This window comes from Novosphingobium taihuense (assembly GCF_007830315.1).
Taxonomy (GTDB): Bacteria; Pseudomonadota; Alphaproteobacteria; order Sphingomonadales; family Sphingomonadaceae; genus Novosphingobium; species Novosphingobium taihuense.
Map to the genome: position 1 here is coordinate 837048 of NZ_VLKJ01000001.1, position 15023 is coordinate 852070.

A 15023-nucleotide genomic window follows, 5' to 3' on the forward strand; every position below is an offset into this window, starting at 1 on the left:
CTTCGTCTCGTCATTCGACTGCAGGCAGGAACAGGTCCTTGTAGAACCCCGTTGTCCTCACCTTGACCGTCACGGGCGTGTCGCCCTTGTTGCGGAAGTACCAGCCATGCGTCCCGGCAAAAGGAGCGGTAAACTCCCCCTTACCGCCGCTCATCTGCTTCTCTTCCCAATAGCTGGTGAATTCGCCTTCGGCAGCATTCACCTTCTCGCCGTGCATGTCGGCCTTGACCGGGCCACCTACGCTCGACCATTCGAACACGAACCCGTCACCTGCCTTCATATGCGCTTTCACTTCCTGCCCGCTGTGCGGCGCAAGCTTCAGCATCATCTCGTCGCTTCGCAGATCACCTTCGCGAAGGATCGTAGCCTTCGAAGGAACGGCAAGGTTTGCAGCAGGAGCATCGGCCGGCACGGGCTTTCCGGCCACCTCCGGCCCGGAAGCCATGGCGGCGATCCCGGTCAAGCGCCCCACACCGGTCGGATCGATACCATATTCAGCAGGAAGCACGAACAGCACGAGGATGACGGATGCCGCAATCGCAGCAGCACCGGTCGCCTTGCCGAGGGCGCGGCGAGATACAACGATCCGATCAGCTGGCAACACGGCAGTCACGTGAGTCATCAGATGTCCCTTCGTCAGGCCAATACGAGATATCCCGTCAGCTGGTAGCCGACGAGCACGAAGCCTGCACACATCAGCGCTGAATTGGCGGCAACTGCACCACGACGGAAGCTATCTGTCGTCCGCCACAGGTTCATCAGGATCAGGACTGCACCCAGCGCAATGAACTGTCCGAGTTCCACTCCGAAATTGAAGCTCACCAGATTGGGCACCATGCCATCGCGTGACAGTGTCAGGTCCTGCAGCTTGGTCGCAAGGCCAAAGCCATGGAAAAAGCCAAACACAAGAACCGCCGCCTTTGGATTAGGTGTCCAACCCAAGAGCGTGCGGAACCCGTCTAGATTGTCGAGCGCCTTGTAGACAACGGACAGTCCAATGATCGCATCGACCAGATAGGGATTGGCGCGAATATCGAACAGGACGCCAAGCAAGAGCGTAGTGCTGTGGCCAATCGCAAAGAGCGTGACGTAGGCCCCCACATCCTTCATCCGGTAAAGGAAGAAGATCACGCCGACCAGAAACAGGAGGTGGTCATACCCCGTCACCATGTGCTTGGCGCCGAGATACATGTAAGGGCCGATCGCAGTGCCCGATGCGCCCTCGATAAAGGCCCGGTCATCCTCGCCGACGCCGTGTGCGTGAGCCGCCGACCGGATGGCAGTGATGACCAGCAGTGCCGCAACCCAGCCGATCCACCGCAGCGTATTTGCCGGGAGAGAAAAGGCCAGACGCGACATCAGCGCCTCACTTTACCAAGAACGTGGCGAAGGTCTTGGCTCCATCACGCTTGTCGATCAAGGCCACCACGACCTTGGCACCCGTTGGAACCTTGAGACCGGCAGCGGACAGCTTGTTGCCCGACTGTGCCACAAGTGGTGCATCCTTCTTTTCCCCCGCAGCGGTGACGGTGAGCTTTGCATTGAGGCCCGATGCTGCGATCGGCTCATCTTCCTCGCTTACATAGACGTCGACACCTTTGCTGCCGCGGACCAATTCGACCATGGTCTCGCCCGACATGGTAACGATGCCACCGTGGCTGGGCTTCATCGAGCCGTGCGCGCTTGCGCAGACTGGCATGGCGACGAGCGAGAGACCGGTGATTGCGGCGAAGATCGATTTTGCGTTCATTGCAATTCTCCGTGACGAGCCGATCATTCCGGCAGGTGGGGCAGAACGAAGGAAAGCGAAGCGCGATATTCCATGCGCTCGTACTTCGCGGGATTGTCGCTCGGGCCAACATAGATCGCCATGAGCACGTTCAAACCTTGGTTGCGGACCGGAATCGTCGCGTAACCTTCGGCATCGGTCTTCAGCGGAACCTGATCCGGGTCGTTGACATAGTCATTCTGGATATCGACACCCGCGATAGGCTTGCCGTCATAGAATGCGCGCACCTTGATCGGCTCACCCATCTTCTGCGGAATGGCTGTCGCTGCGGGGACAAGCTGGAGCTTGTGGCCTGCGATCAGCGGCACCGGCTTGGTCGGCTGCTGCGTCAGGTGCACGGCATACTTGAAGTTGTGCTCGCTCACCGTGGCACCAAGCACCTCATCGCGGCCCTTGTTGTGCCATTCGCCCGAGGGGTCCTTCGACCAGATGCCATAGTCCATTTCCGCAGCCACGATGGCCACCGGCTCGTCGCTGTCAACAACGGGAATGGCACCTGCCGCGCGCAGTGATGTATTCACAGGCATTCCGTCCGCATCGAAGCCCTTGACCGCCTTGACCAGTGGCAAACGCTTGACCGCATCGAGATCGTCGGCACCCACGCCATAGACCAGCGCCAGTTGCCGCGCCCGTTGCGCAAACCAGATTGCGTGCGCCTGTGCGGACGTCGAGGTAATCGCGGCAGCTAGCGTTGCTACCGCAAGGCCTGCTGAAATGTAACGGGAAATCCTGCGCATCGGGGCGAACTCCGGACTGACTGGCCGGAGCGTTCCGGCATGACCAGCTTATGCCACCCTAGCGGCGTATCCTATCGAAGATGTTGGCACCTCAGCAAGATTCTGTCGCACAAGCACCACCGAGAAGCATAATCCGGGCGCAGACGTATCCTGCTTGCCGCGCACCGCCACCTCGTGTCAAACGGCGCCGTGCCTCAGCGAGAAACGCCATGACTGCCGCCCACACCGGCGTGATCGCCCAGACCATCCAGCTTGCGCTGGCCCCTGTTTTCGTGCTCGTCGCCATCGGCAACATCATGAACATCCTCACGACGCGCCTCGGCCGGATCGTCGATCGCTCGCGCACCCTGCAGGCCCAGCACGCGACCACCACCGGGCGCGAGCACGATGTCGTGGTGATCGAGATCCGCTACGTCGACCGGCGCATCCACCTGATCGGACGAGCGCTGCTGCTGCTGGTGATCTCGGGCCTTGCCATCGGCATCACGGTCGGCTCGCTGTTCATCGGCGAAATGACCGTTCTGGAAACCGGCGCGTTCACCGGCCTCACCTTCTCGGCGGCCATCGCCCTGTTGATGACCGCGCTCGTCTACCTGCTCATGGAAACACGCATAGCTGCAAACTCCTTGCGCCTGCCGCAGGAACTGCTGGAGCTTGAACGCGACATCTGACCGGCATCAGGTCAGCAGCTTCTCGCTCTTCTCGCGGATCATGCCCTCGATCATGCGCTTGGCAAAGCCGAGGCTGGCGGGGATATCGACCTCGACCACCAGTTCCTTCTCGGCCAGTTCAACCCCGCAATCGAGCGTGTAGCCCATCGCGCTGACGGTCATCACCATGTGGTCGTCGTCGCTGAAGCTGGTCGTCACCGTTGCCATGCCCTCGGCCTTGGCAGCAGCCTGCGCCGCCTTCTCGCGCAGACGCCTGCGCGCTTCGTCGCGATCGAGCGAGTGGGGAATGGCGATACGCATCTTAAGGAACCTTCGGAGCTTCAAGCTGAGGCGCAGCCTCTAGACCCTCGCCGTAGCGATAGTCCAGATACCGTCCGCGAACCGCCAGTGCATCAAGATCGCCGACGGCCAGCTGACGCGCAATCTCGTCGATCTCCTTGCTGATCTTGCCCAGACCGTCGGCCAGTTGCTGATCCGCATTGCGTCCGCCCCGCTCCTCGCGACGCAGGTTCTGCGGGATCTTGCGATAGCTTTCGACCATGCCTGGCAAGTGTTCACCTACCAGCTTGCGCACTTCGGCAACCGCAGGCTCAGCCGGATCGATACCCTCAAGTTGCAGCCCGAGCCCATCAAGCTGCACGCCGATCTGGTCCACCAGCTGCACCGCAGGCGCAGGCAGCGCAGGACGCTGCGCCTCAAGCCACAGTTCTGTCCGCCCGACCATCGTGCGGACATCACCGGTGTTGAGCGCAGACAGCTCGGGCACCTTCATCTTTGGAAATGTCGCGAAGAACCAAAGCGCCGCCACAATGGCGAGACCCAGCACCATCACGCCGGTCACGCCGATGCCGTTCAGGATCATTCCGGCAACCATCGCTCCGACGATCAAGACGCCGACCGACATTGCCATGCGCGCCGCCTTCTTGCCAAAATGCTGGCGCTTCAATTCTGCCGAGCGCCTGCCGATGCTACGCCGCCCGCCCGCCTGCTGGCGGACAAGTGATGAGCGCGCCTGTTCCAGAATGCGGTCGCTTTCGTGTGCCGGGGAATTGGCCATTGGCCGCTCAGCCCTCCAGCGTCAGCAGCGGGGACGTCTCCGGCCCTGCCAGCTTGGCCTGCGCCGCACCTTCCGCCCGTGCGATGTAGCCCTTCGACTTCTCGACCTCGCCAGAAAGCGTGGTCACCGTTTGCTTCATCGAGTCCAGCGCTTTCAGCTTGAATGTGTCGATCGTGTCCATCGTGTCGTAGATGTTCTGGAAGGCGCGCTGCAATGTTTCCAGCGGGATCGTGCTCGATGCCGCCATTTCGTGGATCTTGCCGGTCTGCTCGCGCAGGAGCTTGCCGGTGGAATCGATCATGTTTGCGGTCGTGGTGTTCAGCGCGGTGATCTGCTGCAACACCAGCCGCTGGTTGGTCATCGCCTGGGCCACGGTCACCGCCGTGCGCAGCGCCGCCACCGTCGTCGTGCTGGCGCGGTCCACGCCCTTGACCAGTTCGACATTGTTCTTCTTGACCAGATCAAGCGCAAGATAGCCCTGTACCGTTACCGCCATCTGCGTAAGGAGGTCCTGCGTGCGCTGGCGCGTATAGAACAGCGCGCTTTCGCGGATCGCCTTGGCCTTGGCCGGATCCGTGTGATCGAGATCGGCGGCAGCCTCCTCGAGCTTGGCGTCGAGCGTCTTGGAAATGTGGATCATCTGCTCGAGGTTGCCCATCGCTTCCCACAGCTTCTGGCGCTCCACGTCGATCGCGGCATTGTCCATCAGCAGCTCGTCCTTGCCCGAGGCAAGGCGTTCGAGGATCGACTTTATGTGACCCTGTGCCGAGGTGTAGCCGTCGAAATACTTCTTCAGGCTGTTGCCAAAGGGGATGATGCCCAGGAACTTGCGGCCCGACGACAGGTTGCCCTGGCGGCCCGGATCGAGATCCTCGATCGTTCGGCGCAACGCGGCAAGATCGGCACCGACGCCGCTATCCTTGTCCATCGCGCGGATTGGCCGGTCGAGAAACCGGTTCGCCATGCCCGCCGCCTGCGAAATCTCCTTGCGCCCCATGTTGGTCAGCTGGTCGACCTTCTTGCCGAATTCCGGACTCTGGGCATCGACTGACACGAGATCGGCGACGAAAGCGTCAACCTTGGCTTCCAGCTTGGAGCGGTTCTCGTCCGAAACCGGTACCAGCCCCGCCGCCTGTGCGGGTGCGACCACCGGCACCGGATCAGGCGGGGTCAGGGTAATCGGGCTCATCGTGGCGGTTTCAGTCTGGGTCGAAGCCATCGTTATCGGACTTTCGGTAATGGACGCGTTCAACAAGTATCTCGGCAACATGGTATCTCGCGCGGTCGCGCGCAAGCTGTCTTATACCCGCAACACAGCACAGCGCCTTGGGCCATATCGACGGAGCGTTCCCACAGGTCCATCAACGGCATGATGACACGGATGAAACGCTGCGCCATTTTTGGCGCGAGCGGCGGGATCGGCGCCGCCTTGACCACCCTGCTTGCCGCTCGTGAAGACGTCGGCGAAGTCCACGCCCTGGCGCGGTCGCCGGTGACCGCTAACGGCAAAGTCGTTCCGCACCAGTTTGATCTGCGCGATGAAGCCTCCATCGCAGCCGCCTGCGCAGACATCGGCGGAACGCTCGATCTCGTCATCATCGCCACGGGACGTCTGGTGAGACAGGACGGCACGGGCCCGGAGAAATCATGGCGCGCGCTTGGAGCAGAGGGTATGGCAGATATGTTCGCGATCAACGCCATCGGCCCTGCATCGATTGCCCGCCATGTCCTGCCAATATTGCCTAGAGACAGACGCGCCGTCCTTGCCGCCATTTCCGCGCGGGTTGGATCGATCTCGGACAACCGCCTCGGCGGCTGGCACTCCTACCGGGCCTCCAAAGCCGCGCTTAACATGCTGTTTCGCACCCTCGCGATAGAACTGTCGCGCAGCCATTCGCAGGCCGTCGCCGTAACCTTGCATCCAGGCACCGTCGATACGCCCCTGTCCCGCCCGTTCCAGCGCGGCGTCCCCCCCGAAAAGCTGTTCACGCCCGAGCGCTCTGCCAGGCACCTGCTCGACGTCATCGAGGGCCTGACGCCCGAACGGTCCGGGAATCTCATTGCGTGGGACGGCAGCGACATTGCGTTCTGAGCGGAAATCGACCGCCATTGCACCGTTGACAAGTCATTGCGTAATAGCCGTTCCTTGCCTGCAGCCGATCAAATGGTTCCGGCCTTCATGAATTCACTGGCGTGGAATGCGGCGCGGGCAGACAGCGCCATGTAGGTCAGCGACGGATTCTGGCATCCGCTTGACGCCATGGCAGCTCCGTCCGTAATGAACAGGTTCGGCACGTCATGCGCCTGATTATAGGCGTTCAACACCGAATTGCGCGGGTCCTTGCCCATGCAGGCGGTGCCCATTTCGTGAATGCCCAGACCCGGCGGGTTGATTTTTTCCCTCACCTGGATGTTTGTTGCGCCGACCGCTTCGAGCATCGCCTTGCCATCGACAAGAATGCGCGAAACAATCTTCTTCTCGTTCTCTCCGTGGGTGCAGTCGATGTTGACCAGCGGGATTCCCCACTTGTCCACCTTGCTGGCATGGAGCGTGACCCGATTGTCCGGATTGGGCAGCATCTCCCCGAATCCGCCAAAGAATGCCATCCACGGGCCGGGCTTGCGGACACGGGCCTTCAGCTCTTCCCCGATCCCGGGCTGAGACGTGGCCATCTGTCGCCAGTTCACACGTTGCATGGCGCCCTGGAAGCCAAAGCCGCGAATGAAGTCGACCTCGCTCTGTTTTCCGGGGAGGTTGTAGAAGCGTGGAATGTACAATCCGTTGGGGCGCCGGCCGCGGTAGTAGGTATCCGGTCCCTGCACTGTGCCTGATACGCCCACGCCGTAGATGTGGTCCATCAGGTTGCGTCCGACCATGTCCGACGAATTGGCAAGCCCACGGGGGTTCTTGTCCGAGCGCGAATTGAGCAGGATCTGCGCGGTGCCGATTGTCGACGCGCAAAGGAATACGATGCGCGCATCGTAAGTACGGGCTTCGCGCGTGTTCTGATCGATGACCCGCACACCGGTGGCTTTCCCGGTCTTGGGATCGGTAATCACGGAATGGACGATCGAATCGGTCACGATCGTCAGGTTACCGGTGCGCTCGGCAGCCGGCAGGGACGACGAAAGGCTCGAATGATAGGCGCCATATGAGCAGCCGCGTTCGCAAAGCGAACGGTACTGGCAGGGATTGCGGCCCAGTTCTTCGTGGTGGGGCCGTGTTTCGGTAAGATGGGCGCAGCGGCCAATTATGACCTTGCGGTCAGGGAAGGCCTGCTCGACCTTCGCCTTGAACATCTTCTCGGCATCGTTCATCGGCATTGCCGGCAGGAATTCACCGTCCGGCAACTGATCCAGCCCTTCACGCGAGCCGGACACGCCAATGAATCGTTCGACATGATCGTACCACGGCGCCAGATCGGCATAACGGATCGGCCAGTCCGCGCCGTGGCCATCGAGCGCGTTGGCCTGAAGATCCATTTCCGACATGCGATAGGTCTGGCGGCCCCACATGATCGAGCGTCCTCCAAGGTGGTAGCCCCTGATCCATGAGAACGGCTTGCCCTCCGGCGTCTCGTAAGGGTGCTCGCTGTCCTTGACCCAATATTGCTGCGTGGCAGTGGACACGGCATAACACTGCCGCTGGATCGGATAATCGCGGGCGAGTTCCTCTTCTGGGATACCGCCGCCATTTGGCACTTCCCAAGGCTGCAGTGAGTCTGTGTACGACGCACCATGCTCGAGCTTGCGACCGCGCTCAATCACCAGCGTCTTCAGTCCACGCTCGCAAAGTTCCTTGGCAGCGATTCCGCCGCTCATTCCTGATCCGACCACAATGGCGTCAAACATTGTCCCGCCTCCCTCTCAGATATATCCGGCGCCAGCCCAGGCACGGGTCTGTGCGGTGATAGGAACCGACGGTTCGAAAGCGCCCGGTGCGTGTTCGTAGCGCAATTCAACGGTCGCGCCCGGCTCGCTCGAGTAATAAAGCACCAGCATGAGTTCCCGCAGGCGCCGATAGCCGGTGTCGGCAAAGTTGGCCTGATCGTATGGCGCAAGCATGGCCCTGCGTTGAGCCGCAGACTTTGCCGCGAAGCCGCCTGTGCCGGCTGCCCCATCGATCTTCTGCAAGGCTTCGAGCACGCTCGCACGGGTTTGCGGCGATGCCCAATCCGCAAGCAGCGCTGCAAAAAGCCTGGGAACGCCGGCGTCGACCGCGCCTGGCGTATCTGTCCGCGGCATCAGTGTATCAGCATAGGCACTGGCAAGCGACTGGATCGGCGCAGGCAGGCGCACGTCTGCTTTTGCAGCCTTGGCCAGCACATCTGCAGGCAAGGTGGAAGCCCCAAGAAGTGCAGCCAGGCCGCCAAGGGTCTCACGGCGATTCAACGCTGACGCTTGCATCGATATCTCTCCCGCCCCGATCAGGTGTTGTGTTGTCCAAAAATTTTGGCAACGTTGTCAAAACAGATATGGGATGGGGAATCACAGATTGTCAACGCTATCATTGAAGCTGCGTCTGTTCGTCATGATGGCGCTGCAAGTCGCCGTCTGGGGTGCATGGGCGCCGAAGCTTTTTCCCTACATGGGGATGCTGGGGTTCGATGCCGGGCAGCAGGGACTGGTCGGCACATGCTGGGGGATTGCCTCGATCGTTGGCATCTTCTTCTCGAACCAGTTTGCTGATCGCCGGTTTGCGGCCGAACGGTTTCTCGCCGGCAGTCATGCCATTGGCGGTCTGGCCCTGCTCGGCGTTGCGTTCAGCACGACATTCGGGACATTCTTCACTTGTTTCCTGATTTACAGCCTTGTCTATGTGCCGACCCTGTCGGTCTCGAACACGATGGCCTTTGCCAATCTTGAAAAGCCAAGCGACTTTGGCACGGTGCGTTCTGGCGGCACGGTCGGCTGGATCATGGCGAGTTGGCCGTTTGTATTTCTGCTTGGCGCTCAGGCAGACGCCAGCGAAGTGCGATCGATCTTTCTGGTGGCAGCCGCGATTTCCTTTGCGATGGCGGTGTTCTCGCTGACGTTGCCGCCCACCCCGCCCAAGACGAGCGAAAGCGTCGACAAGCTCGCGTGGCGACGCGCCATCGGGCTGCTGAGAACGCCGGTCATCGCGGTGCTGTTTGTCGTAACGTTCATCGATTCCATCGTCCACAATGGCTACTTCGTGCTTTCGGACGCCTACCTTACCAATCGCGTGGGCATTGCCGGCAACCTGTCGATGCTGGTGCTCAGCCTTGGGCAGGTGGCAGAAATTATCACAATGCTGGTGCTGGGCCGGGTTCTGGCCAGGCTTGGCTGGCGCACGACGATGATCGTCGGGATCATGGGTCACGCTGCCCGGTTCCTTGCCTTTGCCTTCCTTGCGGATTCTATTCCCGCGATCATCGCGGTGCAGCTGCTGCACGGCATCTGCTACGCCTTCTTCTTTGCGACCGTGTACATCTTCGTCGACGAAGCCTTCCCGACCGACGTGCGGTCGAGCGCGCAGGGTCTCTTCAACCTGCTGATACTGGGGGCGGGCAATGTGGTCGCAAGCTTCGCCTTTCCGGCCCTCGTTTCCAGCCTGACCGACGCCAATGGCGTGACCGATTATTCCAAGGTCTTTTTGGTTCCGGCTGGCCTTGCGACCCTGGGCGCGCTGATCCTTCTTCTGGCATTCCGGCCAGCAACCCCTGGCCCCGACCGCAAACTGGAGACTGCATGATGCTTGCTGACCGTCGTTCGATCCTTGGCGCACTTGGTGCGGCAGGACTTTCCGCCGCGCTGCCCTCATCGGCCCGCGCAGGCCGGGGCAAGCCTTTCTTCAAGCGCATCGGCAAGCCAATAGGGCTGCAGCTATATACGCTTGGCGATCTGCCGGTGAAGGATCTGGAAGGTACGCTGGCCAGCGTCGCGAGCATCGGCTTTACCGAGATCGAACTTCCAAACTTCTACAACCGCATGCCGAAAGACCTTCGAGCAGCAGGCGACAAGGCAGGCGTCCGGTTCAGTTCGATCCATCTGAACATGCCGGGACCATTCAACGGTGGTTCCATCAATCTGCTGACAGCGCCCCAGGAGCTTGCCGATGCGCTGAACACGCTTGGAATATATCAGGCGTTTCTGCCCCTGTGCCCCTTGCCCGAGGGCTTCTCAGTCCCCTCCGGCGGAAACGTGCAGAAGGCCATCGGCGATGCGCTGCTAGCAGCAGGCCCCGACCACTGGAAGCGCACGGCGCAAATCCTGAATGAACGCGCAGCCGCGCTGCGACCGTTCGGCATCCGGCTAGGCTATCACAACCACAACATGGAGTTCCAACCACTTGCCGGAGAACAGACGGGCTGGGACATCCTGCTGCGCGAGGTCGATCCGGGGTTGGTCAATTTCGAACTGGATCTCGGCTGGGTATCGGCGGCTGGGCGCGATCCCGTGACCGAATTGGGAAGGCTGAAAGGACGCGTGGCAGCAGTCCACGTCAAGGACGTGAAAGCGGCGACCAAGACCAACTTCATCATGCAGCAGGTCCCCACTGAAGTCGGCTCAGGCCGTCTGCAATGGTCCCGCATACTCCCCGCGGCACAAGCCGCAGGCGTTACGCACTACTTTGTCGAACAGGAACCGCCCTTCGAACGCGACCGGCTCGCAGCCGTCGCGATATCGCACGGGTTCCTGAGCAAGGTCGTTGCATGACAGGATTTGCCCCTCGCCTTCCATCCTGAAGCGCGAGGGGCGAACTTCCAAGTATCAGTGTTTTGCGGTCGCAAGCCGTTCGGCGAAATCGAGCCTGGCAGTGAATGGGTCAGCGACATGCGAAGCACCGCTCGCATCGATCAGCTGGACCTTGCTGTCATCCGCCGTAGCGGCAGGCCACGCGGGCACGCCGCCCTCAGCATCCGGACGCCCGGTGCGGGCGAAAGACACCCAGTAACGGTGCGTCAGCGTCGCCACCTTGATCTCGTTCGTGAGCGGGCGCGGGTCCTTGATCATGCCGCCACCATTCCCGCGAACATCCACCGTATCGAAGACATAGGGAAGTTCGCTGGCATGCGGCGCGCCACCCATTGCAGCGAACTCGGGCCGGGCGTAACCGAAGCGGAAGAGATAGGTCGGCTGTCGGGGAGCAAGCGCCCTCGCCACTGCGCGCGCCGGTTCGATGAACATGGCATCTGCCGAGGTGGATACTCCGACCGCAAGCCCGCCAACCTTGCCATCGGGATCATGTAGAGCTCGGGCTTCCTTTTCGTTCTCACCGTATGCCCCGAATATGACGTCCTTGTCGGTCGATCGGGGGAAGCCGTCAGCGGAATTGGCACCGACCATGACCGGAACCTGCGCGTAGATACCTGCAGCGGCACCATCGACGCCGGCGCCAAGGATCGTGCGGCCATCGACCATTGGCCCCGCATAACCTGGCTTGCCCATCGTCATCATCGAAAGATCACCAGTGACTTGCTCGGCCGGAAGCGCACGCAGAGCCGCAGCATCAAGGCCAGGCGCGAAGGCAACGCCTGCAGCCGCGGACTGAGCAATGGTCGGCATGGGCAGTGCGCGCTCACGACCGCCCCCGCTTTCAATGATGACCTTGTGAAACAGGCCTCGCGCCATGGGAGATTGCAGCAGCATGTGCATCGACATGCCCCCTGCGCTTTCTCCGAAGACGGTGACATTGCCGGGATCGCCGCCGAACTTTGAAATGTTGGCCTTCACCCACTGCAGCGCCGCGATCTGGTCAAGATAGCCGAAGTTGCCGCCGAAACCCTCGGTGGCCAGCCCCGGATGAGCGAAGAAGCCAAAGCGGCCAAGGCGATAATTGATGCTTACGAAGACCGCGCCGTCACGCGCGAAATTCTCTCCGGAGTATATGGCAGGCGATGATCCTCCATTCACGAAGCCACCGCCGTGAATCCAGACCATCACCGGCAGAGATGCCCCTTCCTTCGCCGCAGTCGGCTTCCAGACGTTGAGATACAGGCAGTCTTCGGAAGGCTTCGTGCGGATCGGTGCTGCATCGGGCGGGAAAGGTGCCTGGGCACAGTCTGGCGCATAGGCCGTCGCTTCACGCTGCCCATTCCAGGCGGCCACAGGTTGCGGCGCCCGCCAGCGGTTCTCACCGACCGGCGGCGCAGCATAGGGAATGCCAAGGAAGCTGGACACAGTGCCCGCCGTGCTCCCCTTCACGGTTCCTGCGGTGGTCTGTGCAGTCTGGGCTGCCGCGATTGTCGGCAGCATTGCAGCGCTTGCTGCGATCAGCCACTTCAGCTTCTTCATCAGGTCAATCCTTCCAGATCTTGCGCGACATCTTCACCTTGACCACGGCCCCAAGATCCTCCGCATTCTTGCCAAGAGCAAAGCCATATTCGCCGGCCGGCATCACCCAACCCCCATCCTTCCAGTCCGCGAGAAGACGGGGATCTATGGTTACCGTGACCTTCTGCTTTGCTCCCGGCTCGAGCGTGATGCGCTTGAACCCGACAAGCCGCTGCTTGGCTTCGCCAGCCCGGTTTACGAGATAGAGCTGGCCGACATCGTCGCCCTTGATCTTGCCCGTATTCGTTATGGTGAAGCTGGCGTTCAGGCCCGAAACCTTCAGTTCACTCGCAGAGAAGCTCGTATAGCTCAGGCCATACCCGAACGGGAACAGCGCCTTCTGCCCCTTGCGGGCGAACCAGCGATAACCGACGTCAGAGCCTTCGATGTCATAGTCCGAATGCAGCTGGTCCTTGCCCGGTTCTGCATCCCCGGAGAAGTTGGGCTCGACCCAATCTGCGCCATCAAGCTTTGGACGCGGCAGCTGGCCAAGGCTTGCGGGAAATGTCACCGGCAGGCGTCCACCGGGATTGGTATCGCCGAACAACACGGAAGCGATGGCTGGCCCGCCACGTGCCCCTGCGTACCAGGCCTCGACAACGCCAGCGACCTTGTCGAGCCAGGGCATGGCCACCGGGCCCCCGGTTTCTAGCACGACGATCGTGTTGGGGTTTGCGGCGGCAATCGCAGCAATCAGTGCGTCCTGCCCGTCGGGTAGCGAGAGATCAGGCTGGTCGAGCCCTTCGGTCCGCCATTCCGTGGCAAAGACGATCGCCACTTCGGCCTGCTTCGCCTTCTCCACCGCATCGGCAATGTAGCGACCGTCGCGGAAAGTCACCGCAGCCGCTGGAGCCGCTGCCTTGATCGCAGCAAGCGGTGCCGATCGGTGATAGCTCTGTTGCATGAGCGCAGAGAACGGGCTGTCACCACCAAGCGATCGCGTCGCCGCGGGCCCCTTCTCGTCGTGCACGAGGCTCGAGCCTGATCCTGCCACCACGCCGCTGTCGGCATAGCCGCCGATCACAGCTATTGACTTGGCCGTCTTGGCGAGCGGCAGCACGCCATTGTTCTTCAGCAGGACGATGCCCTGCTTCGCCGTTTCCTCAGCGACTTGCGCGTTGGCGGCAAAGTCGATCTTGCCCCCAGGCTTGGTCGGGTTCCTGTCCAGACCCGCCGCGTAGATCGCGGTCAGCACGCGCCGGTTCATATCGTGGATCCGCGCGGCATAGGCAGGGTCGGAAGCTGCCTTGGCCTTCAGCACGTCGCCAAAGAACACTGCCTTGTCCAGTTGCTCACCCGATTGTTGGTCCAGCCCGCCCAGTGCCGCTTCCACGCCCGGAACGGCACCCCAATCCGACATGACGAAGCCCTTGTAGCCCCAGGACTGCTTGAGCACCTTGTTCAACAGCCAATCGCTGGCGCAGGCCTGTTCGCCATGCACCCGGTTATAGGCGCACATCACCGATCCGGGCTGTCCCTTTTCGATCCCGATCTGGAAAGCAAGCAGATCGCTTTCACGCGCGGCACCTTCGGCGATCTTCACGTCGACATACTTGCGACCCGTCTCTTGCCCGTTGAGTGCGAAATGCTTGATCGTGGAAATGATGCCGTTTGACTGGACACCCCGGATGGCCGCGGCCACCAGTTCTCCCGACAGAAGTGGATCTTCGGCGAGATATTCGAACGTGCGGCCATTGCGGGGATCGCGCATGAGATTCACGCCGCCTGCAAGGAGCACGTTGAAGCCCTTGGCCCGCGCTTCCGATCCGATCATCGCGCCGCCGTGATAGAGTACGTCGGGGCTCCACGTGGCGGCTTGCGCCAGACCCGATGGCAGCGCGGTTGCGCCATCCTTGCGCAATCCGCCCACCCAGCTCACGCCCAGCGAAGCATCGGTTTCTGTCAACGCGGGGATGCCAAGGCGGGGGATGCCTGGAATAAACCCGGCGCCCGGCACCGATCCTTCGGGCAGGACAGTGCCGGGCACGAAGGGAAGCGGCATGATGCCATGGGTAAGCACCGTCTTTTCATCCCCGGACATCTGCTTTGCCACGGCATCTGCGCGCGCGACGCTCTTGGCAAGGTCGATCGCGGGGGCCTGCTCGGCTTGAGCAGTCCCAAAGGGAAGAGCCATCAGTCCCGCCACGCCCCAAGCCAGTCTGCTACGAACCTTCATCACATTTCCATCCTGAAATCAGATTGTTACGAGTTCTTCGAATGTTAGCCAAGGCCAGCGTCTACGTCGATTGCCCTACGGAAGGGACGCGTCTGCGACATGCTGGAAATCGCACGATGGCGAGGAGCGCGTTTCAGTCGTCAACCTCTCATCCCCCTGTCGTGCGTCATGATTTTCCCGCGCTTTCAATGAATTTCTGCGTTAAATTGGCAACGCTGTCAAGATTGCGCTGTCATGCGGCAAGAGGGTGTTGGCAACCTGCTATGGAAACGTTCATATAAGGGCCATGGACAAC

The 15023-nt window shown here is 61.3% G+C and carries 15 protein-coding genes; 4 read left to right on the forward strand and 11 right to left on the reverse strand.

The window, feature by feature from the left end:
- Window positions 1–10 precede the first annotated feature (10 nt).
- Genes IQ25_RS04030 through IQ25_RS04045 form a run of 4 tightly spaced genes read right to left on the reverse strand, consistent with a single transcriptional unit; the run spans window position 11 to window position 2526 of the window.
- Window positions 11–622 carry a hypothetical protein gene (locus IQ25_RS04030; RefSeq protein ID WP_144902516.1) on the reverse strand — a complete coding sequence of 204 codons (612 nt, stop codon included), beginning with the start codon at window positions 620–622 and terminating at the stop codon, window positions 11–13.
- Window positions 623–636: 14 nt separating this feature from the next.
- Window positions 637–1359, reverse strand: a complete 723-nt coding sequence (locus IQ25_RS04035; protein ID WP_144902519.1) for a HupE/UreJ family protein — start codon at window positions 1357–1359, stop codon at window positions 637–639.
- A gap of 7 nt (window positions 1360–1366) precedes the next feature.
- A complete protein-coding gene (locus tag IQ25_RS04040; RefSeq protein WP_144902521.1) occupies window positions 1367–1750 on the reverse strand; it encodes a hypothetical protein in 384 nt (127 codons plus the stop codon).
- A gap of 23 nt (window positions 1751–1773) precedes the next feature.
- On the reverse strand, window positions 1774–2526 hold the full coding sequence (locus tag IQ25_RS04045; protein ID WP_144902524.1) for a DUF4198 domain-containing protein: 753 nt from the start codon (window positions 2524–2526) through the stop codon (window positions 1774–1776).
- Between the two features lie 209 nt (window positions 2527–2735).
- On the opposite strand from IQ25_RS04045, the gene IQ25_RS04050 reads away from it, so the two are divergent.
- The gene (locus IQ25_RS04050; protein WP_181447163.1) at window positions 2736–3197 is read left to right on the forward strand and encodes a DUF2721 domain-containing protein; all 462 of its coding nucleotides are present in this window, start codon (window positions 2736–2738) and stop codon (window positions 3195–3197) included.
- Window positions 3198–3203: 6 nt separating this feature from the next.
- Here the strand turns inward: IQ25_RS04050 and IQ25_RS04055 are convergent, their stop codons facing one another.
- The 3 genes from IQ25_RS04055 to IQ25_RS04065 are packed head-to-tail and all read right to left on the reverse strand — an operon-like array spanning window position 3204 to window position 5473.
- The gene (locus IQ25_RS04055) at window positions 3204–3497 is read right to left on the reverse strand and encodes a polyhydroxyalkanoic acid system family protein (RefSeq protein ID WP_144902527.1); all 294 of its coding nucleotides are present in this window, start codon (window positions 3495–3497) and stop codon (window positions 3204–3206) included.
- Between the two features lies 1 nt (window position 3498).
- Window positions 3499–4254 (reverse strand): hypothetical protein, encoded by a 756-nt coding sequence (locus tag IQ25_RS04060; RefSeq protein WP_144902529.1) that lies wholly within the window; start codon window positions 4252–4254, stop codon window positions 3499–3501.
- Window positions 4255–4261: 7 nt separating this feature from the next.
- A complete protein-coding gene (locus IQ25_RS04065) occupies window positions 4262–5473 on the reverse strand; it encodes a toxic anion resistance protein (protein WP_144902532.1) in 1212 nt (403 codons plus the stop codon).
- Window positions 5474–5635: 162 nt separating this feature from the next.
- Between IQ25_RS04065 and IQ25_RS04070 the strand changes: the two genes are divergently transcribed.
- Window positions 5636–6346 (forward strand): SDR family NAD(P)-dependent oxidoreductase, encoded by a 711-nt coding sequence (locus IQ25_RS04070; RefSeq protein WP_144902535.1) that lies wholly within the window; start codon window positions 5636–5638, stop codon window positions 6344–6346.
- A gap of 68 nt (window positions 6347–6414) precedes the next feature.
- Here IQ25_RS04070 and IQ25_RS04075 read toward each other — a convergent pair whose 3' ends face one another.
- Together IQ25_RS04075 and IQ25_RS04080 are read right to left on the reverse strand one after the other, a co-directional pair.
- Window positions 6415–8106: a GMC oxidoreductase gene (locus IQ25_RS04075; protein ID WP_144902537.1), complete on the reverse strand. Its 1692-nt coding sequence runs from the start codon at window positions 8104–8106 to the stop codon at window positions 6415–6417.
- Window positions 8107–8121: 15 nt separating this feature from the next.
- On the reverse strand, window positions 8122–8661 hold the full coding sequence (locus tag IQ25_RS04080) for a gluconate 2-dehydrogenase subunit 3 family protein (protein WP_144902540.1): 540 nt from the start codon (window positions 8659–8661) through the stop codon (window positions 8122–8124).
- Window positions 8662–8749: 88 nt separating this feature from the next.
- On the opposite strand from IQ25_RS04080, the gene IQ25_RS04085 reads away from it, so the two are divergent.
- Window positions 8750–9970, forward strand: coding sequence for an MFS transporter (locus IQ25_RS04085; protein ID WP_220094513.1), 1221 nt, complete (start codon window positions 8750–8752; stop codon window positions 9968–9970).
- Window positions 9967–10935, forward strand: coding sequence for a sugar phosphate isomerase/epimerase family protein (locus tag IQ25_RS04090; protein ID WP_144902546.1), 969 nt, complete (start codon window positions 9967–9969; stop codon window positions 10933–10935). Before IQ25_RS04085 ends, IQ25_RS04090 begins: the two co-directional genes overlap by 4 nt.
- Window positions 10936–10989: 54 nt before the next feature.
- Here the strand turns inward: IQ25_RS04090 and IQ25_RS04095 are convergent, their stop codons facing one another.
- The gene (locus IQ25_RS04095; RefSeq protein ID WP_144902548.1) at window positions 10990–12513 is read right to left on the reverse strand and encodes a carboxylesterase/lipase family protein; all 1524 of its coding nucleotides are present in this window, start codon (window positions 12511–12513) and stop codon (window positions 10990–10992) included.
- Between the two features lie 4 nt (window positions 12514–12517).
- Window positions 12518–14728 carry a beta-glucosidase family protein gene (locus IQ25_RS04100; RefSeq protein ID WP_246415384.1) on the reverse strand — a complete coding sequence of 737 codons (2211 nt, stop codon included), beginning with the start codon at window positions 14726–14728 and terminating at the stop codon, window positions 12518–12520.
- Between the last annotated feature and the right edge of the window lie 295 nt (window positions 14729–15023).